19 protein-coding genes are annotated in these 21,501 nt (G+C 72.5%); 1 reads left to right on the plus strand and 18 read right to left on the minus strand.

What is annotated here, in order from left to right; genetic code table 11:
* Nucleotides 1-89: 89 nt before the first annotated feature.
* The 16 genes from DDJ31_RS09000 to DDJ31_RS09075 form a co-directional block, all read right to left on the minus strand.
* The gene (locus DDJ31_RS09000) at nucleotides 90-1,205 is read right to left on the minus strand and encodes a right-handed parallel beta-helix repeat-containing protein (protein ID WP_127180803.1); all 1,116 of its coding nucleotides are present in this window, start codon (nucleotides 1,203-1,205) and stop codon (nucleotides 90-92) included.
* Nucleotides 1,206-1,228: 23 nt separating this feature from the next.
* A complete protein-coding gene (locus DDJ31_RS09005) occupies nucleotides 1,229-2,269 on the minus strand; it encodes a pectinesterase family protein (protein WP_127180802.1) in 1,041 nt (346 codons plus the stop codon).
* Nucleotides 2,270-2,271: 2 nt separating this feature from the next.
* Nucleotides 2,272-3,429, minus strand: a complete 1,158-nt coding sequence (locus DDJ31_RS09010) for a pectinesterase family protein (protein WP_127180801.1) — start codon at nucleotides 3,427-3,429, stop codon at nucleotides 2,272-2,274.
* 115 nt (nucleotides 3,430-3,544) lie between these two features.
* The gene (locus DDJ31_RS09015) at nucleotides 3,545-4,861 is read right to left on the minus strand and encodes a pectate lyase family protein (RefSeq protein WP_127180800.1); all 1,317 of its coding nucleotides are present in this window, start codon (nucleotides 4,859-4,861) and stop codon (nucleotides 3,545-3,547) included.
* 16 nt (nucleotides 4,862-4,877) lie between these two features.
* A complete protein-coding gene (locus DDJ31_RS09020; RefSeq protein WP_127180799.1) occupies nucleotides 4,878-5,675 on the minus strand; it encodes a rhamnogalacturonan acetylesterase in 798 nt (265 codons plus the stop codon).
* 335 nt (nucleotides 5,676-6,010) lie between these two features.
* Nucleotides 6,011-7,348, minus strand: coding sequence for an ABC transporter substrate-binding protein (locus tag DDJ31_RS09025; RefSeq protein WP_127180798.1), 1,338 nt, complete (start codon nucleotides 7,346-7,348; stop codon nucleotides 6,011-6,013).
* A 173-nt stretch (nucleotides 7,349-7,521) separates the two neighbouring features.
* Entirely contained in the window at nucleotides 7,522-9,057 is a 1,536-nt protein-coding gene (locus DDJ31_RS09030; protein ID WP_240678251.1) for a glycoside hydrolase family 43 protein, read from the minus strand.
* The gene (locus DDJ31_RS09035) at nucleotides 9,054-9,899 is read right to left on the minus strand and encodes a PmoA family protein (protein ID WP_127180797.1); all 846 of its coding nucleotides are present in this window, start codon (nucleotides 9,897-9,899) and stop codon (nucleotides 9,054-9,056) included. Before DDJ31_RS09035 ends, DDJ31_RS09030 begins: the two co-directional genes overlap by 4 nt.
* Nucleotides 9,899-11,068: a Gfo/Idh/MocA family protein gene (locus DDJ31_RS09040; protein WP_127180796.1), complete on the minus strand. Its 1,170-nt coding sequence runs from the start codon at nucleotides 11,066-11,068 to the stop codon at nucleotides 9,899-9,901. Before DDJ31_RS09040 ends, DDJ31_RS09035 begins: the two co-directional genes overlap by 1 nt.
* Nucleotides 11,065-11,961, minus strand: a complete 897-nt coding sequence (locus DDJ31_RS09045) for a carbohydrate ABC transporter permease (RefSeq protein WP_127180795.1) — start codon at nucleotides 11,959-11,961, stop codon at nucleotides 11,065-11,067. The genes DDJ31_RS09040 and DDJ31_RS09045 overlap by 4 nt, the downstream gene beginning before the upstream one ends.
* Nucleotides 11,958-12,893 carry a carbohydrate ABC transporter permease gene (locus tag DDJ31_RS09050; RefSeq protein WP_127180794.1) on the minus strand — a complete coding sequence of 312 codons (936 nt, stop codon included), beginning with the start codon at nucleotides 12,891-12,893 and terminating at the stop codon, nucleotides 11,958-11,960. The genes DDJ31_RS09045 and DDJ31_RS09050 overlap by 4 nt, the downstream gene beginning before the upstream one ends.
* Before the next feature lie 91 nt (nucleotides 12,894-12,984).
* A complete protein-coding gene (araD, locus tag DDJ31_RS09055; protein ID WP_127180793.1) occupies nucleotides 12,985-14,718 on the minus strand; it encodes an L-arabinonate dehydratase in 1,734 nt (577 codons plus the stop codon).
* Nucleotides 14,715-15,626, minus strand: a complete 912-nt coding sequence (locus DDJ31_RS09060) for a dihydrodipicolinate synthase family protein (RefSeq protein ID WP_127180792.1) — start codon at nucleotides 15,624-15,626, stop codon at nucleotides 14,715-14,717. The genes araD and DDJ31_RS09060 overlap by 4 nt, the downstream gene beginning before the upstream one ends.
* Nucleotides 15,623-16,279, minus strand: a complete 657-nt coding sequence (locus DDJ31_RS09065; protein WP_127180791.1) for a GntR family transcriptional regulator — start codon at nucleotides 16,277-16,279, stop codon at nucleotides 15,623-15,625. The genes DDJ31_RS09060 and DDJ31_RS09065 overlap by 4 nt, the downstream gene beginning before the upstream one ends.
* A 155-nt stretch (nucleotides 16,280-16,434) precedes the next feature.
* Nucleotides 16,435-17,028 (minus strand): TIGR03086 family metal-binding protein, encoded by a 594-nt coding sequence (locus DDJ31_RS09070; RefSeq protein ID WP_127180790.1) that lies wholly within the window; start codon nucleotides 17,026-17,028, stop codon nucleotides 16,435-16,437.
* A gap of 80 nt (nucleotides 17,029-17,108) precedes the next feature.
* The gene (locus tag DDJ31_RS09075; protein ID WP_127180789.1) at nucleotides 17,109-17,993 is read right to left on the minus strand and encodes an aldo/keto reductase family oxidoreductase; all 885 of its coding nucleotides are present in this window, start codon (nucleotides 17,991-17,993) and stop codon (nucleotides 17,109-17,111) included.
* A 247-nt stretch (nucleotides 17,994-18,240) separates the two neighbouring features.
* On the opposite strand from DDJ31_RS09075, the gene DDJ31_RS09080 reads away from it, so the two are divergent.
* The gene (locus DDJ31_RS09080; protein ID WP_164785013.1) at nucleotides 18,241-19,113 is read left to right on the plus strand and encodes a LysR family transcriptional regulator; all 873 of its coding nucleotides are present in this window, start codon (nucleotides 18,241-18,243) and stop codon (nucleotides 19,111-19,113) included.
* A gap of 49 nt (nucleotides 19,114-19,162) precedes the next feature.
* Here DDJ31_RS09080 and DDJ31_RS09085 read toward each other — a convergent pair whose 3' ends face one another.
* Nucleotides 19,163-20,329: a hypothetical protein gene (locus DDJ31_RS09085; RefSeq protein ID WP_127180788.1), complete on the minus strand. Its 1,167-nt coding sequence runs from the start codon at nucleotides 20,327-20,329 to the stop codon at nucleotides 19,163-19,165.
* Nucleotides 20,326-21,267, minus strand: coding sequence for a 5-dehydro-4-deoxyglucarate dehydratase (locus tag DDJ31_RS09090; protein ID WP_127180787.1), 942 nt, complete (start codon nucleotides 21,265-21,267; stop codon nucleotides 20,326-20,328). The genes DDJ31_RS09085 and DDJ31_RS09090 overlap by 4 nt, the downstream gene beginning before the upstream one ends.
* Between the last annotated feature and the right edge of the window lie 234 nt (nucleotides 21,268-21,501).

Consider the following 21,501-nt stretch of genomic DNA (forward strand, 5'->3'; position numbering starts at 1 on the left):
CGCGCGTCACCGGGGTGGGCGCGAGACCCGTTGCCCGATCGATATCGCCTGAGCGGGCAAAAAACGGGTCAAGCGCCCTGGGGCCGTACTCAGTTCATCGTGGCGCCGATCGTGGTGCTCCCGGTGGTCAGGAAGGTGGTGGCGGGCAGCGCGCCGCCCGACTGCCGGGCGTTGTAGGTGCTCGACGCGTCGGTGGAGACGAACGCCGGGGTCGAGACGCCGGAGTCCCAGCTGTTCATGTACGACGTGACCTTGGAGCTGTAGGTCGCCTTGCCGCTGCCGTTGGAGACCGCGAGGTTGCGGCCGAGCTGCGCGGAGCCGGTGGCGAAGTAGTAGCCCCAGTTGCCGTTGGCGTAGGCGGTGGTGCGGTTGATCACGATCGCGCCGGTGTTGGAGTTCTCGGTGAACCCGTTGCCGGTGTTGCCCCAGGCGGCCGAGTTGTTGATGACGTGGCCGACGACCTCGCCGTCCCCGCCCAGCTTGAAGCCGTTGCCGTCGCCCGCGAACGCGGAGTCGGACCAGCGGTTGACGCCGTTGCCGAAGGACCAGGTGTGCTCGACGGTGACGGGCGAGGAGAACGACCAGAAGTCGATCCCGTCGTCCGCGTTGTTGTAGAGGCGGGCCCCGGTGACCAGGTTGCCGCTGCCCGAGCCGAACTTGACGGCGATGCCGTCGGCGTTCTCGCCGTGGGTGGCGGCGTCGTAGTTGCCGTAGGAGTCGAGGTTCTTGACCGTGTTGTTCACGGTGCCGTCGCCGGTGAGGGTGAACCCTGAGTCGCCGCCGTTGATGGTCTTGACGTTGTTCCAGTTGGTCCCGGTGCAGGACTGGCAGACGACGGCGCTGTCCGGGGAGTTCTGGAAGGTGAGGTTGGAGACGTTCCAGTAGTCCGCGGTCAGTTTGAAGATCCAGGACCCGGACGGCAGCGACGACCCGTCGATCTTCACGGTCTCGGAGCCGTAGGCGGTGAGCGTGATCGGCGAGGACGAGGTGCCGTTGGTGGTCGACTGGAGGGTGGCGGTCGGGTAGTAGGTGCCGGCCCGCACCTGGATGACGGTGCCCGCCGTCGCGTTGGCGATGGCGCTGGTGAGCGCGGCCGAGGTGCTGACGACGACGGTGGCGGCGTGCGCCGGGGTGGCCGTCAGGGCGAGGCCGAGGGAGGCCGCGGTGAGCGAGAGGGCGGTGAGGGAGCTCTTGATACGACGCATGACGTGCGGGTCCTTTCGTCGGTTCAGAGCGAGCGGTGGGGGTGGGGACGCCAGTCGCCGAGGTAGACGGCCGGGGTGTGCGCGCCGGCCTCGGCGGCGGTGAGCTGCGGCCGGTTGTCGGGGACGGTGGTCACCGCGCCCGGCCCGGTGTTGCGGTACTCGTGAAAGCGCATGGACTGCCAGGGGTAGGCGTCCCGCATGTTCACGTAGGGGGCGACCGGGTCGATGCCGGGTCCGATCCGGCTGTCCCGGACGACCAGCGCGGGCCTGGCGGTCGTCTCGTACGACGGCACCCAGGGCCGCGCCAGCTTGTACGCGCCGTCCTCGGCGGCTGAGGTGAACCGGCACCCCGCCGCGAGGAAGCCGCGCGGGTTGGCGCGGGCGGTGGAGGGCGCGAAGACCATGCCCTTCGGGGTGAAGTCCACGTCCCTGGCTAGGGTGTGGAAGCGGCACCGGGTGAAGACGGCGGTGGCCCGGCCGAAGACGAAGTCGACGTCGCCCTCGATGTGGCAGCGGTCGAAGTGCTGCCGGCCGAACACGTCGAGGGCGGTGGTGTCGGCGAACAGGGTGTCCTGGTGGCCCAGCAGCCGTACGTTCTCGACCCGGGTGCGGTCGCCGGTGAGGTACGCGGCGACGGCCTGGGTGCCGGTGGTCTCCGGGTGGTCGGCGCGCAGCCAGTCGTTGGCGACGGTGAGGTCGCGCAGGGTGAGCCCGGCGGCGGCCGAGGTGAGGGTGGCGGAACCCGCCGTGCCGTAAGTGCCCGAACCGTCAGGCAGCGGGGTGCCGGCCGCCCGGTCGAAGACGATGACGGCGGCCCGCGGGTCGGCCACGGCGCCGCGGATGGTGAGGTCGGTCGTCCCGGCGGGCACGGTGACGGCCTCGCGGTGGACGCCCGGGTGGACGACGATCGTCCGTCCCGGCCCGGTGACCGCGTCCACGGCCGACTGCACCGAGTCACCGGGACGGACGTGCAGCACCCGGCGCTCGGCAGCGGCGGGAGCGGCGCCGAGGAGGGCGGGGGCGGTGGCCGCGGCCCCGGCGAGCAGCGCGCGTCGGGAGAGCACCGTCAGCCCTCCGTCCACGGTGCCCAGTCGCCGAGGTACGCCTCCCGGGTCGCCGACCGGGCCTGGGTGTCGGTGAGTTGGGGCCGCTGCGCGGAGACGGTGACGGCGGCGCCGGGTCCGGTGTTCCGGTACTCGGCGAACCGCTGGCTCTGCCACGGGTAGGAGTCGGACATGTTGGCGTAGGGGGCGCGGGCGTCGATGCCGGGCCCGAGCCGGCTGTCGCGGACGGTCAGCATCGGGCGGGCGGTGAGGTCGGAGCCCGGCACCCAGGGGCGGGCCAGCTTGTAGAAGGCGTCGGGGGCGGCGCTGGTGACCGTGCCCGAAGTCACCAGGTAGCCGCGGGGGTTGGCGACGGCGGTGGAGGGCGCGAAGACGAAACCGTAGGGCGCCGAGCCGAGGTCGGTGCGGTTGAGGGTGTGGAAGCGGCAGCGTTCGTACACCGCGGTGGCCCGGCCGAACACGAAGTCGACGTCGCCCTCCACGTAGCAGTCGGCGAAGTACTGGCGGGCGAAGGCGGCCAGCGAGATCGAGTCGGCGTACAGGGTGTCCTGGTGGCCGAGGAAGCGGCAGTTCGTGAAGGCCGAGCGGTCGCCCTGGACCTTGATGGCGACGGCCTGGGTGCCGGTGATGTCCGGGTGGTCGGCGCGCAGCCAGTCGTTGGCGAAGGTGATCGCGCGGGCGGTGAAGCCGTCGCCCTGCACGGTGGTGGTGGCCGATCCGGTGGTGCCGTAGGTGCCGCCCGAGGGCTTGGCGGTGCCCGCCGCGTTGTCGTACACGATGACGACGTCCCGGGGGTCGCCCGAGGCGCCGATCCAGGTGGCGCCGGTGCGGGTGGTGTCGAGCAGGACCGTCTCCCGGTAGCTGCCCGGCGCGATGACGAGGGTCCGGCCCGCGCCGGTCGCGGCGGTCACCGCGGCCTGCACGGAGGTGAAGTCGCCGCGCCCGTGCGGGTCGACGTAGAGGGTCCCGGCGTCGAGGCGGCGGCGCGGGGAGCCGTGTGCGCCGAACGGGCGGCGCGGCCCCGACGGCCGCGGGCGGGCCGCGGCGGCGGCCCGGGAGGGGGCGGCGGCGAGGGCGAGCGCGGCGCCCGCTCCGGCGCCCGCCAGGAGGAGGTCTCTGCGCGACAGGGACGGGCGGGGGTGCGGGTGGGGCGAGGACATGCGGGTGCTCCTTGGGTGGGGGTGGGGTTGCGTCCTTGCCGTGGGGGGTGGGGGCCGGGGCGGGTGCGCCCCGGCCGCGTCGTGCGGGTGGGTCGGCGCCTCGCGGCGCGGGCGGTCAGCGCAGCCGGCCCGCGCCCGCGCCCCGGTCGACGAGGTGCGGGACGGCCTGCGGCCGGTCGACGTGGGTGCGCAGGACGGGTGTCCAGCCGGCGCCCGCCGTGAGGGTCTCGGCGGGGATCTGCGCGTTGTGGACGGCGATCAGGTCGGTCCGCACGCCGTTGACCCAGTTGTCGTCGGCGGTCAGTGAGGACTCGCTCCACTTCTTCAGGATCGAGCCGGCCTTGACGCCGTCGGCGAGGGTGAACGCGTTGTGCTGGGCGACGAGTTGGGACTCCAGGCCGATGCCGTAGCTGTAGCCGAAGCCCTCCTCGGCGACGAAGTGGTTGTTGTAGGAGTCGACCTGACCGAAGCGGACCCGGGGGGCGCGCTCGACCAGGTTGGAGAAGAGGTTGTGGTGCAGGGTGACCTTCAGGTGCCCCCGGTCGACGGCGGCGGTGGAGGCGCTGTCGCTGTTGCCGATCAGGATCGTCTTGTCGTGGTCGGCGAAGACGTTCCAGGAGGCGGTGACGTGGTCGGAGCCCTTGACGATGTCGAGTTCGCCGTCGTGCTGCTCGAAGATCCGGCCGTAGTAGTGGGGCAGGGTGCTGTCGGGGTGGTCGCCGTCGGTGAAGGTGTTGTGGTCCATCCAGACGTGGGTGGCGCCGTAGAGGACCGCGCTGTCGTACTCGGAGTTCCAGTTGCCGTCGGCGGTGTCGGTCGGGTCCCACTGCGGGAAGCAGTCGAGGGGGCTCTCGAAGGTCAGGTTGCGGACGATGACGTTGTCGACGCCCTTGATCTGGAGGCTGGCGCCCTTGAACCCGGCGTCGGGGCCGACCCCGATGATCGTGGTGTTGGCCGGCACGAACGCCTTGATGTAGGCGTCCTGCCGGGCGGCCGAGGCCCTGCGCAGGCCCTCGGGGCTGTCGGCGGGCTCGGCGTCCAGGTTGCTGGTGCGGCCCCAGACCTCGGGGGCGTAGGTGGCCAGGTAGCTGTCGAAGTCCCAGCCGTCGGCCGCGAAGGAGTCGCAGCTCGGGCCGTCGGCGTCGATGGTGCCGCGGACCTTGATGATCTTGGGTGCGTCGCCCCCCGCGGCGAGCGCCGCCTTGAAACCGTCCCAGGTGGTGACGGTCTTGACGTGCGCCGCGTCGGCGGCGGCTCCGCCGGTGGTGCCGGTGGAGTAGGAGCCCCAGCCGTCCCCCGCGGCGAGCACCTGCCGCTCCGGGGCCACCCGGTGCGCGGGGTGCGCGGCGGCGGTGCCGGTGGCGGCCAGGACGAGGGCGGTGCAGCCCAGAACGGTACCAATGACGCGTCCATGACATATCTGTGTACGCACGTGCGGCTCTCCTCGGTTATGCGGCCACCGCTGGCGGCCAGGTGATCCAGGACGTCGGAATGTCCTCGTGCAGCCGGACGACGTCGTGCCGCGCCAGGACCCGGGTGCGCAGCAGCTCCCGGACCACGAGGCGGGCCACGGCGATCGCGCCGGGCGGATTGAAGTGCGTGTTGTCCTGCTCGGTGGCGGTCCAGTTGAAGTACGCCTTCGTCGCCTCCACCCCCAGCTCCTGCCAGAGGGCGAGCGACAGCGCCGTGACGTCGAGCAGCGGCACCCGCTCCTCGCGGGCGAGGGCGCGCATTGCCTCCGGGTACGCGCCATGGGTCGGCACGGCGTTGCCGTCGGCGTCGAACCGCCGCCGCTCGACGGGGGTGGCGAGCACCGGACGAGCGCCCCGGGCGCGGGCGCCGTCGAGGTAGCGCCGCAGATACTCCTGGTACGTCGTCCAGGGCTCGGTGGAGCGGGTGGGGTCGTCGGACTTCTCGTCGTTGTGCGCGAACTGGACGAGCACCAGGTCGCCGGGGCGCACGGCGTCCAGCAGGACGTCGAGCCGCCCCTCGTCGACGAAACTCTTCGAACTCCGCCCGTTCACGGCGTGGTTGGCGACCCGCAGGCCGCCGCCCAGCAGGAAGGGCAGCGCCATTCCCCACCCGGTCTCGGGAGCGGCGTCGGCGTACTTCTGCGCGGCGGTGGAGTCACCGGCGATGAAGAGGGTGCGCCCCCTCTCCCCCGCCTGCGCGACCCCACGGGAGCCGACACTCAGAGAAACAGCGGCAAGAGCAACCGCCCCGACCTGCCTACGCGTGAACACCACGGTCATAAGCCTTCCGACACAGAGACAACGAACGTGCTCCCACGGCCCCACGGTGACTCGAAGCCACCGGGGAACGAACTCGCGCGGACGGGGGGACTTGAAGCCACCAACGAGCGGCCTCACCCGGACGGACGGGACTTGAAGCCACCGCCGAGCGACCTCACCCGGACGGACGGGACTTGAAATCAGCGACGAGCGAACTCACCTGGGGGCGCGGGGAACTGCGCGACCAGCCCCCACCGGCCGCCAGTTCCCCACCACCGCTCCCCCACCGGCCGCCAGTCCCCCACTACCGCCCCCCACCGACCCCCACCGACCCCCCGCTCAGACCAACGTCAGTGATTCTGCTTCCAGTCGGCCTGCGCCTCGTTCAGCTGCTTCGCCAGCAGATCCAGGAACTCCTTGGCGGTCATCTTGCCGAGCAGCACCTTCTGGAAGTTCGGCTCGTTGTCGGCCTTGGAGATGGTGTTCCAGTCGGGCAGGTAGTACGGCAGCTGCACGATCTTCGTCCCGGCCCCGTTGAGCGCCTCGGCGGCCAGCTTGGTCGGCTCGGCCTCCTGCACCCACGCGTCCTTCGCGGCCTCCGTGTTCGCCGGGATCTGCCCGGCGGACTTGTTGTACTTGGAGTTCTCCGCGTGCGAGACCGCGAACTCGATGAACTTCCAGGCCGCCGCCTTGTTCTTGCTGGGCTTGAAGACGCTCAGCCCGTCGACCGGGTTGGAGATCTGCACCCGCGAGCCGTCGTCCCGCGCCGGGCTGGGCAGCCCGCGGAACCTGCCGTCGCCGAGCGCCTTCAGGTGGTCCTGGTAGGAGCCGAGGTTGTGGCTGAGCATCCCGATGGTGCCGCTGTCCCACTGCGCGACCATCTTGGTGAAGTCGTTGTTGACGTCGGCGGACGGGGTGTCCTTCTTGTAGAGCGACACGTACTTGGTCAGCGCGGCGACGACCTTCGGGTCGTTGACGGTGGTCTTGTCGCCGTCCCAGAACGAGTCGACGCCCGCCTGGCCGTAGGACGCGTCCAGCGCGGGCGCGATGGAGCCCTCGCCGCCGCGGATGGTGAACCCGAACCGGTTCTTGCCCTTGTCGGTGAGCTTGTCGGCGGCCTCGTAGAACTTCGTCCAGGTGGTGGGCGCGTCGAGCCCGGCCTTCTCGAAGAGGTCGGTGCGGTACCACAGGGTGCCGTTGTTGGAGGAGGTCGGGATCTGGTAGAGCTGCTTGCCGCCGCCCGCGGCCCGGCTGCTCTCCACCAGGTTCTGGCTCAGCTTGCCGTCGAGCGCGCTGCCCTTCAGCCGGCTGTCCAGCGGGTCGAGCGCGCCCTGCACGGCGACCTCGGCGAGCATCGCGGTGCCCACTCCGCCGACGTCGGGCAGTCCGCCGCCCTGGATGGCGGTGTCGTACTTGGACTGGGCGCTGGCAGCGGGGATGCCGACGTACTTGACCTTGATGTCCGGGTTCGCCTTCTCGAAGTCGGCGATGATCTCCTTCCAGATGTCGGTGCGGACACCGCCGTTGGTGTCCCAGAAGGTGATCTGGCCCTTGCCCGAGCCTTCCCCGCCCTTGTCGCCCGCCGCGCCGCCGCCGTCGTCACCGCAGGCGGTGGCGGTCAGGGCGAGCACGGAACCCAGGGCGACGGCGATGGCCGCGCGCCTGCTTCTGCGAATGCTGATCTTCATCGGTCGGCTCTCTTCTTCTGGATCCTGCGGGCATGTGCGGTGGTGGGGGGAGGAAGGGGCGCACCCCGGCCCGAGTAAGCGCTTGCTACGAAGGTGCTGCGTCATTGCGGCTCCAGCGGGCGGACGGGTGCGGTGGGGTCGTGCGGGTGGGACAGGTGCGGGGCGGGGCGGTTCTACAGGTGGTCGATCCTGAACCGGGTGAAGGTTGCCGTGCCGGCCGGTCCTGTTCCGGTGGGGGCGAGGGCGAACAGGCCGAGCAGCGCGCCGACCCAGCGCCAGGGGGTGGCGACGAAGACCGGACCCGAGGGGCGCGGTCCGTCGCCGACGTCGTAGGAGAAGCGGCAGCGGGCGCCCGCGCCCGCCTCGATCCGCAGCCGGACCCGGCCGTCGGGCGCGGGGTGCGGGAGGCCGGCGTCGCGTTCGTGGTCGGCGCCCTGCTCGGCGAAGCGGTGCACGACATGCGCGCTCCCGTCCGCGGCCCGCTGGAGTCCGATCCAGCCGAACGCGTCGCCGAGCACGGCGAGTCCGGCCCGCGCCCCCGGTTCCTCGCTGTCCAGCCGCACTTCGACCTCGACGGCCGACGGCAGCCCCGGCAGCCGTTGGGTCAGCAGGTTCGGCAGCCGCCGCAGGTCGTCCACGTCGGCCGAGCGCACGCAGGTCAGCCGCAGCCCGTCGGCGGAGTGCTGGGTGGCCCAGCCCTCGCGCGGGTTGGCGGTCCACTGCCACTGCTTGCCGAACCGGCCGCCGGGGAAGTCGTCGTCGGTGGCGGGCGCGGCGGGCGGCTGCGGGGGCAGCGCGGGACGCGGGTGGACGGCGACGGGGGCGCCGTCGGCGCCGATCACCGGCCAGCCGTCGGCGTCCCAGCGCATCGGCTGGAGGTGCACGACCCTGCCGTAGGCGCCGCGCTGCTGGAAGTGCAGGAACCAGTCCTCGCCGGCCGGGGTGCGCACCCAGCCGCCCTGGTGGGGGCCGTTGACGTCGGTGTCCCGCTGCTCCAGGACGATCCGGTGCTCGTAGGGTCCGAAGAACTCGCGGCAGCGGAAGGCGCCCTGCCAGCCGCTCTCCACTCCCCCGGCGGGGGCGAGGATCCAGAACCAGCCGTCGTGCCGGTAGAGCTTGGGGCCTTCGAGGGTGAACCAGCCGGGGATGCGGTCGCCGTCGACGATCACCTTTCCCTCGTCGAGGAGTTCGGTGCCGTCGGGGCGCATCCGGTGGCCGGTGAGGCGGTTCTTGACGCCGGAGCGGGACTTGGCCCAGGCGTGCACCAGATAGGCGTCGCCGCTCTCGTCGTCCCACAGCGGGCAGGGGTCGATCAGGCCGCGGCCCGCCTTCAGGAGGTGCGGCCGGGTCCACGGGCCGCGCACGCCGGGGGCGTTGATCTGGAAGATGCCCTGGTCGGGGTCGCCCCAGAAGATCCAGAACCGGTCGTCGTGGTGGCGCAGCGCCGGGGCCCAGACCCCGCGGTCGTGGCGCGGTGACCTGAACTCGGCGGCGGGTTCGAGGTGTTCGAGGGCGTGTCCGACGAGGGTCCAGTTGACCAGGTCGCGCGAGTGCAGCAGCGGCAGTCCCGGGGCCCGGCCGAAGCTGGAGGCGGTGAGGTAGAAGTCGTCGCCGACCCGCACGACGTCCGGGTCGGACCAGTCGGCGTTCAGCACCGGGTTGCGGTAACTGCCGTGGTCCGTGGCCGTGTTCACCGGGGTGGTGGTCACTGGGTCACCGCCTTGCGGACCAGGGCGGTCGCCTCGTCGCGGCCGAGCGGTCCGTCGGCGACGACGGTGACGATCCGGCGCACCAGGGTGTCGCCCGCCGGCAGCGGCACCCGGTCCCGGTGCGCCAACGAGGAGCCGACGCCCGGGTATGCGGCGGTGCGGACGAACCAGGGGTCGCGGCGGGTGTCGGCGGTGGCGCCGGCCAGGACCAGGGTCCAGCCGTCCCCGGCGAGCGCGACCCAGTCGGCGGGTTCGCCGTGGACCGCTTCCTCGCCCTCCCGTTCCTCGGTGAACACCCGGGGCGCGGCGGCCTCTTTGGGGGCCCGCCAGAAGAAGCCGCCGTAGGCCGCGCCCGGCCGTCCGTTGGTGGCGGGGCTGCCGAAACCGAGCGGTCCCGCGGTGATGTTGGTGAGGGAGAAGGTGAAGTCCAACGCCCAGGCGGTGTCGGTGAGTTCGGTGGCGGCGACGGTCCTGCGCTCGCGCAGCAGCTCGACGCCGCCCGCGATCCAGCGCAGTTCCTCGACGAAGCCGTCCGGGTCGCGGAGCTGGAAGGAGGTGTGCCGCTGGGTGCCGTGGTTGTCCAGTTCGGTGGGGCCGCGGTCGCGGACGTAGGTGCGGCCGCCCCAGAAGTTGTGCCCCTCGACGTCGGGTACGGCGACACCGACGCCGAGGTGGTGGAGGTGGTCGGCCGGGGCGAACTCGGTGACCGTGGTGCCCGCCAGGGTGGTCACCGGGTGCAGGCAGGGGCGCGGGGAGAGCCGGGCGGGTACCTCGGGGCGGGTGAGGTAGCGGCCCACCGGGCGGCCCGCGACGCGCAGGACGGCGGTGTCGTCGGTCGTCATCAGGTGCTCACCTCTTTCGCGAGCGCCCAGGAGGCGCCCAGCTCGGAGTAGAGGGCGAGGGTGTCGGCGCAGGAGGCGACGAGGCCGTCGATGCCGGTGACCACCCGGCGCTGCTCGTCCTCGTCGAAGTGCCAGGCGCCGGAGGGCAGTCGGGCCGGTTCGTCGGCGAGCCTGATGGCCTCGACGACCTTCATGAAGGCGCCGGTGGCCGCCGGTGGCACCAGCAGGTCGGTGCCGTCGGTGAGGTGCGCGACGAGGTTCTCCAGCAGGTCGGTGCGGCCGTACAGGATCTCCTCGGGGCCGTGTCCGGCCCGTTGCAGCAGCACCCGGTCCTGCTTGTACCAGAAGGTGACGCGGCCGCGGTGGCCGTGCACCACGACGTACGGCTCGCCCGGTTGTTCGGCGCACAGGGTGGCGGCGACGGCGACCGGGCCGCGCGGGGTGGCGACCCGCACGCAGGAGGTGTCGTCGGACTCGATGGCGTTGGCGCGCAGCAGTTCGGTCTCGATGCCGGTGACGTCGTCGGCGCGGCCGGTGCCGAGCAGGGCGAGGCCGGTGGCGACGGCGTGCGCGAGCGGGTTGGTGAGGACGCCGTCGACGACGTCGACGCCGTTCAGGCGCCGTCGGCCGGCCCAGGGCGCGCGGCGGTAGTAGCTCTCGGGGCGGGCCCAGGCGCCGGCCCCGCCGACGCCCACCACCTCGCCGATGGCGCCTTCGTCGATCAGCCGCCTGATGGCGGGCACGGCGTGCGAGCCCAGCGACTGGAAGCCGATCTGGCAGGCGACCCCGGCCGCGGCGACCCCGTCGGCCATCCGGGAGAACTCCGCGTAGGAGGGCGCGGGCGGCTTCTCCAGGAGCAGGTGCACCCCGCGTCCGGCGGCGGTCAGGGCGAGATCGGTGTGGGTGGGGATGGGTGTGCAGACGACGGCGATCCGGGCGCCGGTGGAGTCGAGGAGGGCGCCGAAGTCGGCGGACTGCTCGGGGGCGGCGAGTCCTTCGGGGAGTTCGTCGGCGGTGAGCGGGGTCAGTTCGCAGATGCCGGCGAGCCGGACGGTTCCCCGCTCCTGGAGGCGGCGGAGGTTGTCGAGGTGCCAGCGTCCGTGGCCGCGGGCACCGGCGAGGACGACCGGGACGGGGGCGGTCACCGGGGTCCTGACGAGGTGGCTCATCCCTTCACCGCCCCCGCGCTGAAGCCGGTGATCAGCCACTTCTGGATGAAGGCGAAGACGATCACGACGGGGACGGCGGCGATGATGCCGCCCGCGGCGAGCGCGCCGAGGTCCACGCTGTCCGCGCTCATCAGGGTGTTGAGGCCGACCGGGATGGTCTGCTTGCCCTGGTCGGAGAGGAACATCAGGGCGAACAGGAAGTGGTTCCAGGCGTGCACGAAGGCGAAGGAGCCGACGGCGATCAGACCGGGCCGCAGCAGCGGCAGGACGACGATCCGGAAGCTGGTGAACCGGTTGCAGCCGTCGACCCAGGCGGCCTCCTCCAGGGAGTACGGCACGTTCCGGATGAACCCGCTGATCAGGATCATCGACAGGGGCAGTTGGAAGACGGTCTCGGCGATGACGACGCTGGCCAGCGAGTTGATCATCCGCAGGTTGGCGAAGATCTCGAACAGCGGGACCAGCAGCAGCGCGCCGGGCACGAACTGGGTGCAGAGCAGGGCGAGCATGAAGCCCCGCTTGATCTTGAAGTCGAAGCGGGCGAGCGCGTAGCCGCCGGCCAGCGCGACGACCGTGGTCATGACCAGGGTGGCGATGCCGACCAGGACGCTGTTCTGGAAGTAGACGCCGAAGGAGCGCTCGTTCCAGACCTTCCCGAAGTGGTCGAACGTCATCGGCCAGGGCACCAGCGAGGTGGAGCCCGCCGGGCGGAGCGCGAACAGCAGAATCCAGTAGAACGGGATCAGGGTGAAGACCAGGTAGATCGAGAGCGGCAGATAGATCTGCCAGCGCGGCACCTCGTCCCAGGCCCGGCGGCGCTCTGCCGGGCGCGGCGGTTCGGGGACGGCCCGCACCGGGGCGGGGGCGACCTGGGGAGCCTCTTTGGTGATCACTTGTTGCCGCCTCCGAACTTGCTCAGCCGCAGGTAGACGATCGAGCAGAACAGCAGGATCACGAACGCGACGGTGGTGAGGGCCGACGCGTAGCCGAAGTTGTGCGCGTCCACGCTGGTGTTGGCGATGTAGAGCGGCAGGGTGGTCGTCTCGCCCGCGGGGCCGCCGCCGGTCAGGGTGTAGAGCAGGTCGACGTTGTTGAACTCCCACACCGCGCGCAGCAGGGTGGAGAGCACGATGGCGTCCTTCAGGTGCGGCAGGGTGATGTGCCAGAACTGCTGGAGGCGGGTCGCGCCGTCGACCTCGGCGGCCTCGTACAGGTCCCGTGAGACGGACTGGAGGTCGGCCAGGATGAGGATCGCGAAGAACGGCACGCCGCGCCAGAGGTCGGCGACGATCGCGGCGGGGAAGACCGTGGCGGTGTCGGAGAGCCAGCTGGTGCCGTAGGAGCCGATGCCCATGTCGGCGAGGTAACGGGTGATGCCGGTCTGGGAGTTGTAGAGCAGGACCCAGATCGCGGAGGTCAGCACGCCGGAGACGGCCCAGGGCGAGAAGACCAGGGCGCGGCCGACGGCGCGGCCCACGAAGGTCTGGTTGACGATCAGCGCGAGCGCCAGGCCGAACAGCAGTTGGAGGCCGACCTCGACCACGACCCACTTGGCGCTGAAGGTGAGGGTGCCCCAGAACTGCGGGTCGCTGGTGAAGGCGTGGACGAAGTTGTCGAAGCCCGCGTAGCCGTTGCGCCACGGTTTGGTGGGGTTGTAGTTCTGGAGGCTGTAGTAGAAGACGCTGACGACCGGGTAGGCGATGAAGCCCAGCATCAACAGGGCGGCCGGCGCTATCAGCAGGTAGGGGAGCCTGCGGGGCGTGGCGGAGGCACGGCGTCGCCCGGGTGGCGCGGGCGGTTTCGCCACGGCTGCGGCTTGTGCCATGACTGTTCTCCGATCTGGTGCGGCATGCGGTCGGTGCGGGTGAAGCGCTTTCTCCGGGTGCGTCGCGCTGGGCGGCCGTGGCCGGGTGGTGTCAGCCCGCGTACGGGTCGGCGACCTTGCCCGGACGGGCCAGGAACTCGAAGTCGCAGCCGGTGTCGGCCTGCGTGATCTGCTCGTTGTAGAGCGCGCCGTAGCCGCGTTCGTAACGGGCGGGCGGGGGCGTCCAGTCGGCCCTGCGCCGCTCCAGCTCCGCGTCGTCCACGTGGAGGTGCAGGGTGCGGGACTCGACGTCGAGGGTGATGGGGTCGCCGGTGCGGACCAGGGCGAGCGGGCCGCCGACGTACGACTCGGGTGCCACGTGCAGGACGCAGGCGCCGTAACTCGTGCCGCTCATGCGGGCGTCGGAGATCCGGACCATGTCGCGCACGCCCTGCTTGAGCAGGTGGTCGGGGATCGGCAGCATGCCGTACTCGGGCATGCCGGGCCCGCCCTTGGGTCCGGCGTTGCGCAGCACCAGGACGCTGTCGGCGGTGATGCCGAGGTCCGGGTCGTTGATGGTGCGCTGCATGGTCCGGTAGTCGTCGAAGACGACGGCGGGTCCGGTGTGCTTGAGCAGGTGGGGCTCGGCGGCGATGTGCTTGATGACGGCGCCGTCCGGGCAGAGGTTGCCGCGCAGCACCGCGACCCCGCCCTCGGCGGCGACCGGGTCGGTGCGGGTCCTGATCACGTCGTCGTCGTGGACGAGCGCCCCGGCGAGCTGTTCGCGCAGGGTGTCGTGGCAGACGGTGGGGCGGTCCAGGTGGAGCAGGTCGGTGATCCGGGAGAGGAACCCGGGCAGTCCGCCGGCGAAGTGGAAGTCCTCCATGAGGTACTTCTGGCCGCCGGGGCGGACGTTGGCGAGGACCGGGACGGCGCGGGCGAGGCGGTCGAAGTCGTCGAGGGTGAGCCGGACACCGGCCCGGCCCGCCATCGCGATCAGATGGATGACGGCGTTGGTCGAGCCGCCGAGTCCGAGCACCGTCGTCACCGCGTCGGTGAACGCGTCCTCGGTCAGGATGTCGCTCAACCTGCGGTCCTGGTGGACCAGTTCGACGATCGCAAGGCCGGCCTTCGCGGCCATCCGGTCGTGTCCTGAGTCCACGGCGGGGATGCTGGAGGCGCCGGGCACGGTCACGCCGAGCGCCTCGGCGGCGGCGGTGAGCGTGGAGGCGGTGCCCATCGTCATGCAGTGGCCGGGCGAGCGGGCGAGGCCGCTCTCCAGTTCGGTCATCTCGCAGTCGCCGATCAGGCCGGCCCGCTTGTCGTCCCAGTACTTCCACATGTCGGTGCCCGAGCCGAGGGTCTCGCCACGCCAGTGGCCGGGCAGCATCGGCCCGGCCGGCACGAACACCGTCGGCAGGTCGACGGTGGCCGCGCCCATCAGCAGCGCGGGCGTCGACTTGTCGCAGCCGCCCATCAGGACCGCCCCGTCGACCGGGTAGGAGCGCAGCAGCTCCTCCGTCTCCATGGCAAGGAGGTTGCGGTAGAGCATCGGGGTCGGCTTCTGGAAGGTCTCGCTGAGGGTGGAGACCGGGAACTCCAGCGGGAACCCGCCGGCCTGCCACACCCCGCGCTTGACGGCCTGCGCCCGGTCCCGCAGGTGCACATGGCAGGGGTTGATGTCGGACCAGGTGTTGAGGATCGCGATGACCGGCTTGCCGAGGTGCTCCTCGGGCAGGTAGCCGAGCTGGCGGGTGCGGGCGCGGTGGCTGAAGGCGCGCAGCCCGTCGGTGCCGTACCACTGGTGGCTTCTGAGCTGTTCCGGTTCGCGGCGCGGGGCGTTCACACCGACCACCCGGCGGCTATCGCGGCGACCTCGGCGCGCTCGTCCTCGGGCAGCGGCTTGCTGGGCGGGCGGACGTCGCGGCGGCAGAGGCCGAGGGAGGCGAGGGCCTCCTTGACGACGGTGACGTTGTCGGCGGAGCCGTTGGCGGCGCGCAGCTCCTCGAACCGGCGGATCTGCTCCCACACCTTCATGGCGGCCGGGTAGTCGCCCGAGCGCAGCGCCTCGATCATGTTGCGGGAGACGGCGGGGGCGACGTTGACCAGGCCCGAGGTGAAGCCGGTGGCGCCGGCCGAGAAGTAGGAGGGCGCGTACGGCTCGGCGAGCCCCGCGACCCACACGAACCGGTCGAGGCCCGCGTCCCGGGCGAACCCGGCGAACTTCGCGGCGTCCGGGACTGCGTACTTCACGCCGATGACGTTGGGGCAGGCGTCGGCGAGTTCGGCGAGCCGGGCGCCGGGGAGCTGGGCGTTGCGGATGTAGGGGACGACGCCGAGTTCCGGCACGGCCTCCGCGACGGCCCGGTGGTAGTCGACCCAGCCGCCCTGGGAGACGTAGGGGTGGACGGGCTGGTGGACCATGAGCATCCCGGCGCCGTGGTCGCGGGCGTGCCGGGCGGTGGCGACGGCGGTGGGCAGGTCGTGGCCGACGCCGACCAGGATCTCGGCGCGGTCGCCGGCCTCGTCGAGGGTCAGTTCGGTGACCGTCTGCCGTTCCTGCGGGGAGAGCGCGTAGAACTCGCCGGTGTTGCCGTTGGGGGTGAGGGTGGTGATCCCGCCGTCGAGGAGGCGGCGCAGCAGGGACCTGTGGAGGTCCTGGTCGATGGTGCCGTCGGCCGCGAAGGGGGTCACCGGGATGGCCACCACGTCGGCGAGCGCGGCTCGTTGGGTCTCGAACGTCGCGCCGCTCATGCCGTGGCCTCCGCTGCGGTGTCCTGGGGGTAGGCGCGCTCCACGAAGGAGCCGATGTGGGCGTGCAGGGCGCCGGCCGCGCCGTCGGCGTCGCCGTCGAGGGCGAGGCGCAGGATCTCGCGGTGCTCGCCCGCCTCCCGCTCCCAGGAGGGCGAGGACGCCCAGGCGACGGCGGAGACGAGGGCGGCCTGGTCGCGGACCTCGTCGAGCATCCGGCCGAGCAGCGGGTTGCCGCAGGGCAGGTAGAGGGCGCGGTGGAACTCCCGGTTGGCGAGGGAGCGTTCGGCGGTGTCGGTGGCTTCGTCGGCGCGGGTCAGCGCGGCGCGGGCGGCATCGAGGGAGGCGCCGCGGCGGACGGCCCGGCGCAGCGCCTCGGGCTCGAGGAGGACGCGTACGTCGTAGACCTCGCGCGCCATGTCCGCGTCCACCATGCGCACGGTGACGCCCTTGTACTGGCTGTTCACCACGAGCCCGGTCCCGGCCAGGGTCTTGAGGGCCTCGCGCACCGGGGTCTTGGACACCCCGAACTGGGCGGCGAGTTCGGTCTCGACCAGAGCCTGGCCGGGCGTCAACTGCCCGGTGAGGATGCGGCGTTTGATCTCCTCCAGCACGAACTGCGTGCGGGAGGGGATCGGCGTGGGCACAGAGGTCATGCGCGCCTCTCGAAAGTCACGTATCAGATCTGGGGTATCTGATCTCGCGTATCGCGTCTCATATATGACGTACGAAGTACGACGCGATGAAAGTAAGAGGGGGCGCGTGTTTCGTCAATGCTTCCGGCAGAGAAAGAACGGATTGCCGTCCGGGGTCAGCGGGCGGGCGTCCAGCGCGGGTCGCGTCCGCTGAGGCCGATCACCCGGTCGAGGAGCGGGGCGCCCGCGGGGACCTCGACGATCGGCCCGAACGGGCCTTCGCCCTGGTCAGCGGCGTCGGCTGCGGCGCTCAGGAAGCCGTGGGCGAGGTCGAGCGCGGCCGGGTCGGGGGCGTAGGGCAACCCGGTGGCGCGGGCCACGTCCCAGCCGTGGACGACGAGTTCGTCGGCGACGACGGCGGCGGCCACCCCGCCCGGCAGGGTCACCCCGCCGGCCCGGGTGGTGCCGGTCCAGGCGGCCGGGTCGCGCCAGGCGGCGGCGAGGTCGTCGAGCGCGGTGGCCAGGGCGGTGCGCCAGTCGGGCCCGATGTCCGGCACGGTGGCCGCCGGATCGGTGTCGGTGGTGGCGCCCAGCTCCTTGCGGGCGGCGTCCCGGAAGGCGACGGCGAGCCCGGTCAGATGGCCGAGCAGGTTGCGGACCGCGAGGTCGGGGCAGGGCGTGGGGTCCGCGAGCCGCCGCTCGTCGACGTCCCGGGCGAGCCGGGCGACGATACGGGTCTGCGGTCCCAGGTCGACGATCGTGCCGGTCATCGTGTCTCCTCGGCGGGCGGTCGGGTTCCTGAAGGGTGGACCGCCCGCGCCCCCGGAACTCATCGGCCGCCCGCGCCGGGTCAGCCGCCGATCCGGTCCAGCTCGGCGAGGTCGTCGTCGGAGAGCGGCAGCCCGGCGCCTTCGGCGTTCTCCCGCAGGTGCGCCACCGACGAGGTGCCGGGGATGAGCAGGATGTTCGGCGACCGCCGCAGCAGCCAGGCCAGCGCGACCGACATCGGGGTGGCGCCCAGCCGGGTGGCGACGGCGGAGAGCGCCGTGGACTGGAGCGGGCTGAAGCCGCCGAGGGGGAAGAACGGCACGTAGGCGATGCCCTGTCCGGCGAGCGCGTCGATCAGCTCGTCGTCCCGGCGGTAGGCGAGGTTGTACATGTTCTGCACGCACACGATCGGCGCGATGGACTGCGCCTCGGCGACCTGTTCCGGCGTCACGTTGCTCACCCCGAGGTGCCGGATCAGGCCCTGCCGCTGGAGTTCGACGACGGCCTCGAAGGGTTCGGCGACCGAGCCGGGCAGGGTGCCCTGGGCGTCGCCGAGCCGGAGGTTGACCACGTCGAGGGAGTCGAGGCCGAGGTCCTCCAGGTTCTGGTGGACGGCGTCGCGCAGCTCCTCAGGCCGCCGGGCGGGGATCCAGCCGCCGCGCTCGTCGCGGACCGCGCCGACCTTGGTCACGAGGTGCAGCGGCGCCGGGTAGGGGTGCAGCGCTTCCCGGATCAGCCGGTTGGTGACGCGCGGCCCGTAGGCGCCCGCCGTGTCGATGTGGGTGATCCCGAGTCCCACGGCCTCCCGCAGCACGGCGAGCGCGCCGTCCGGGTCGGCGGGCGGGCCCATGACGCCGGGCCCGGCGAGCTGCATGGCGCCGTAGCCGAAGCGGGTGACGGTCAGGTCGCCGAGGAGCCAGGTGCCGCCGGGAAGTGCCGTCGAGGGGGTGTGCGTGCCGGTGTTCATGTCGGTGTCTCTCTCACGGATCGGTACATGGTCGGGAGGGCGTTCGGGGTGCGGTGCGGCCGATCAGAGACTTACCGTCATCGGGTCCGCCGCGCGCCGGACGGCGCCCCGCGCCGCCGGGGTTCACCCGCGCGGCCCCCGTACCGCCCGCCCCGCCGTCGATGCTCGCCCGCGGACGTCCGCGGCGGCCAATACCGATGCGGTGCCCTGTGATACCCGCCGGGTATCACAGGGTTACGGTGGGGCCATGGACACCGTGGAGAGCGTGGAGACCCGTGAGCTGCGGTACTTCGTGGCCGTCGCCGAGGAACGGCACTTCGGCCGCGCGGCCGAGCGGCTCGGGATGGCTCAGCCGCCGCTGTCGCGCGCCGTCCAGCAGCTCGAACGGCGCCTCGGCGTCAGCCTGTTGGACCGCGACCGGCGCGGGGTCCGGCTGACCGGCGCCGGGGAGACGCTGCTGCACGAGGGCCGCGCGGCGCTCGACGCGGTAACCGCCGCCGCCCGCCGCACCCGCCGGGCCGGCGCGGCGGACGCCCGGGACGGCCGCGGCGACCGTCTGGTGCTCGCGGTGAAGGCCGGCTTCTCCCACGAGCTGCTGCACAAGCTCCTGGACGCGCACGCGGCCGAGCCGGACGCCGCCGAGATCGAGGTGGTGCCGAGCGGCCTGTGCGAGCAGGCGGGCATGTTGCGGGACGGCCGCGCCGACGTGGCGCTCATGCACACGCCGTTCAACTCCCTCTCCGGGTTCGACAGCGAGGAGCTGCTGACCGAGGGCCAGGTCGTCGTGGTGCCCGCCGCGCACCCCCTCGCCGCCCGGCGCAGCCTCCGCGTGGCCGAGACCGTCGGCATCCCGGACCTGCCGCTGGCCCGCTGGTCCCGGCACGGGCTCTATCCGCCGGGCCCGGGACCGGAGATCCACGACCAGACCCAGCTGGCCCAGCTGATCGCCCTCGGCCGCACCGCCGCCGTCGTCCCCGAATCCGCCCGCGCCTGGCTGTGGGCCGAGCACACGGCCGTCCCGCTGTCCGACGCGCCGCCGGTGGTCACGCACATCGCGTGGCCGGCCCACAGCCGCTCCCGCGCCCTCGCCGCCCTGATCCGCACGGCCACCCGGCTCTGACCCCGGGGCGGGCGCCCGCCGGGACGCGGAGCGTGTCCCCCGGCTTCGCCTACCGCCCGGCCAACGCCCGCCCGACCGCAACCAGATCGGCGTCCGACGCCAGGCCCGCGTGGTACAGGCGGGCCTCGGTCGCGCCGTGTTCGCGGGCCCGGTCCAGCCCGGCCGCGAGGGCGTCGGGAGCGCCGCCCATCGCGGCGACGACCGGGAAGTTCGCGGCGATCACCGCGTCCGGGCGGCGCTGTGCGGCGAACGGGGTGAGCAGTCCGGGTCCGTCCGCGCAGGGGACGACCACGCCGTCCGCGACGGACAGGATGTGCGCCGGGTCGACGCCCGGGTTGGCGCCGACGTGGTACGTCACCGGGTCGGCGTGCAGCAGGACCTGGAAGCCGGTCGGGGCCGCCGCGCGGACCGCGGCGACCGCCGTCTCCTGGAGGGTGCGGGCGACGCCGTCGCGCCAGGCGCGGGTGGCCGCCGACGTCGTCGCGCCGAGCAGCTTCTCGACGGCGGACCAGCCGTCGCCGTCAGCCGGCGCCCCCTGCCACACGGGCTCCAGGGCGGCCCGTACGTCGGACGCCAACGCGTCGGCGTCCAGGCCCTGTTCGCCGTAGCCGGCGCGGCAGACGGGGCAGAAGCAGAGCGCCATCAGGTACTGGGCGGCCTCGCCGAGCGGGACCCCGCCGGTCTTGTCGTGGGCGTGCAGATGGGTGAGGCCGTACCAGCCGAGTGACTCCAGCTCGGTGCCGCCGGCGCCGGGCCGTACCGCCGCCTCGGCGGCCAGCTCGACGAGGTAGGCGCGGGTGGCCGGTTGGGCGACGCAGGGCGCCCACGGGTAGCGGTCGCCGTAGGCGTTGACGACGGAGGTGTCCCGATGCTCCGCGCCCAGACGGGAGTTGTGGGCGAGGACGACCCAGGTGTGCACGTCGAGACCGGCCGCGGCGAGGGCGTCGGCGGCCTCGCCGTAGGCGTCGCCCGGGGCCCAGTCGCCGGCCGGGTACGGGCGCAACTCCCGTCCCCGCCACCGGTCGTCGGGCGGGTAGAGCACGGCGGCGTGTTCGGCGGTGACGATCCGGTGGCGCGGGTGGCGGGGGGTGAGGGCGCGGGTGGAGTGGTAGGCGGCGGCGAGCGTCACCTGCTCCACGCCGAGGGCGGCGATCCGCTCGGGCGCCTTGGGGTCCCCGCAGACGTCCCAGGGGTAGACGAATGCCGAAGCCTTCACCGGTCCTCCTCCAGCAGCGCGTGGCCGCGTTCGATCAACTGGGCGAGCTGCTTGACATGATCCTCGGTCGGCTCGTGCAGCGGCGGCCTGACCTCCCCGACGTCGAGGCCGCCCAGCCGCACCCCGGCCTTGACCAGCGCGACGGCGTAACCGCGTCCCTGGGCGCGCAGTTCGACGAACGGCCGGTAGAAGCCGTCGAGGAGGCGGTGGGCGGTGGGGTCGTCGCCGGTCCTGAGCGCGGTGTGGAAGGCGAGGGCGATCTCGGGGACGAAGCAGAAGACGGCGGAGGAGTAGAGCGTGATGCCGATGCCGCGGTAGGCGAGCTGGGTCTGTTCGGCGGTCGGCAGTCCGTTGAAGTAGAGGAATTCCTCCGGGACTTCGGTGCGGACGGCGCTGACGGTCCGCTGCATCAGGTCGAGGTCGCCGAGGCCGTCCTTGAGGCCGATGATGCCCTCGGTGCGGGCGAGTTCGACGACGGCGGGCGGGGTGAAGACGGCGTTGTCGCGCTGGTAGACGATGACGGGCAGCGCGGTCGCGGCGGCCACCTCCCGGTAGTGCCGCACCAGCCCCTCCTGGCCCGCGACCACCAGGTAGGGCGGCATGGCGAGCAGCCCGTCCGCGCCCGCCGCCTCGGCGAGCCCGGCGTAGCGGACGGCGAGCGCGGTCCCGTACCCGGCGCCCGCCACCACCGGCACCCGCCCCCCGGCGGCCTCGACGGCGGCCCGTACGCACCGCTCGTACTCCTCGGGGGTGAGCGCGTGGAACTCGCCGGTGCCGCAGCAGGCGAAGACGGCGGCGGCACCGGCGTCGACCCCGCGGCGCACATGGGCGCGGTAGACGTCGAGGTCGAGGCCGCCGTCGGGTCCGTAGGCGGTGACGGGGAAGAACAGCGGCCCGCTGGGGATGCTGAGTCGAGTGGCGAGAGGGGCAGGCGTCACGGGCTCTCCCTGAGGCAGGCGCGTACGTTCTTCTGATCATTGTCCATATCTCTGAACACCGTCAGACTATGAAGCGGACAACGGCCCGGTCAAGCGCGCGGATCGGGCGGACACCAGCGGAAAGGGAGCGCGTACGCGGGCATCGCGCGACACTTGACGGGGCGCACCGGATCTCCTTAGCGTGGTCACGAATGTGAATAACATCCACAGATGAGGCCACCTGACTCAGGCGGC

Origin of the sequence: Streptomyces griseoviridis, assembly GCF_005222485.1 — a bacterium.
Lineage (GTDB): Bacteria > Actinomycetota > Actinomycetes > Streptomycetales > Streptomycetaceae > Streptomyces > Streptomyces hintoniae.

What these genes read in the sequence shown, in the direction of transcription:
- DDJ31_RS09000 (WP_127180803.1), bottom strand. Translation starts at nt 1,205, where the DNA reads ATGCGTCGTATCAAGAGCTCCCTCACCGCCCTCTCGCTCACCGCGGCC.
- DDJ31_RS09010 (WP_127180801.1), bottom strand. Translation starts at nt 3,429, where the DNA reads ATGTCCTCGCCCCACCCGCACCCCCGCCCGTCCCTGTCGCGCAGAGAC.
- DDJ31_RS09025 (WP_127180798.1), bottom strand. Translation starts at nt 7,348, where the DNA reads ATGAAGATCAGCATTCGCAGAAGCAGGCGCGCGGCCATCGCCGTCGCC.
- DDJ31_RS09035 (WP_127180797.1), bottom strand. Translation starts at nt 9,899, where the DNA reads ATGACGACCGACGACACCGCCGTCCTGCGCGTCGCGGGCCGCCCGGTG.
- DDJ31_RS09040 (WP_127180796.1), bottom strand. Translation starts at nt 11,068, where the DNA reads ATGAGCCACCTCGTCAGGACCCCGGTGACCGCCCCCGTCCCGGTCGTC.
- DDJ31_RS09050 (WP_127180794.1), bottom strand. Translation starts at nt 12,893, where the DNA reads ATGGCACAAGCCGCAGCCGTGGCGAAACCGCCCGCGCCACCCGGGCGA.
- DDJ31_RS09060 (WP_127180792.1), bottom strand. Translation starts at nt 15,626, where the DNA reads ATGAGCGGCGCGACGTTCGAGACCCAACGAGCCGCGCTCGCCGACGTG.
- DDJ31_RS09065 (WP_127180791.1), bottom strand. Translation starts at nt 16,279, where the DNA reads ATGACCTCTGTGCCCACGCCGATCCCCTCCCGCACGCAGTTCGTGCTG.
- DDJ31_RS09070 (WP_127180790.1), bottom strand. Translation starts at nt 17,028, where the DNA reads ATGACCGGCACGATCGTCGACCTGGGACCGCAGACCCGTATCGTCGCC.
- DDJ31_RS09075 (WP_127180789.1), bottom strand. Translation starts at nt 17,993, where the DNA reads ATGAACACCGGCACGCACACCCCCTCGACGGCACTTCCCGGCGGCACC.
- DDJ31_RS09080 (WP_164785013.1), top strand. Translation starts at nt 18,241, where the DNA reads ATGGACACCGTGGAGAGCGTGGAGACCCGTGAGCTGCGGTACTTCGTG.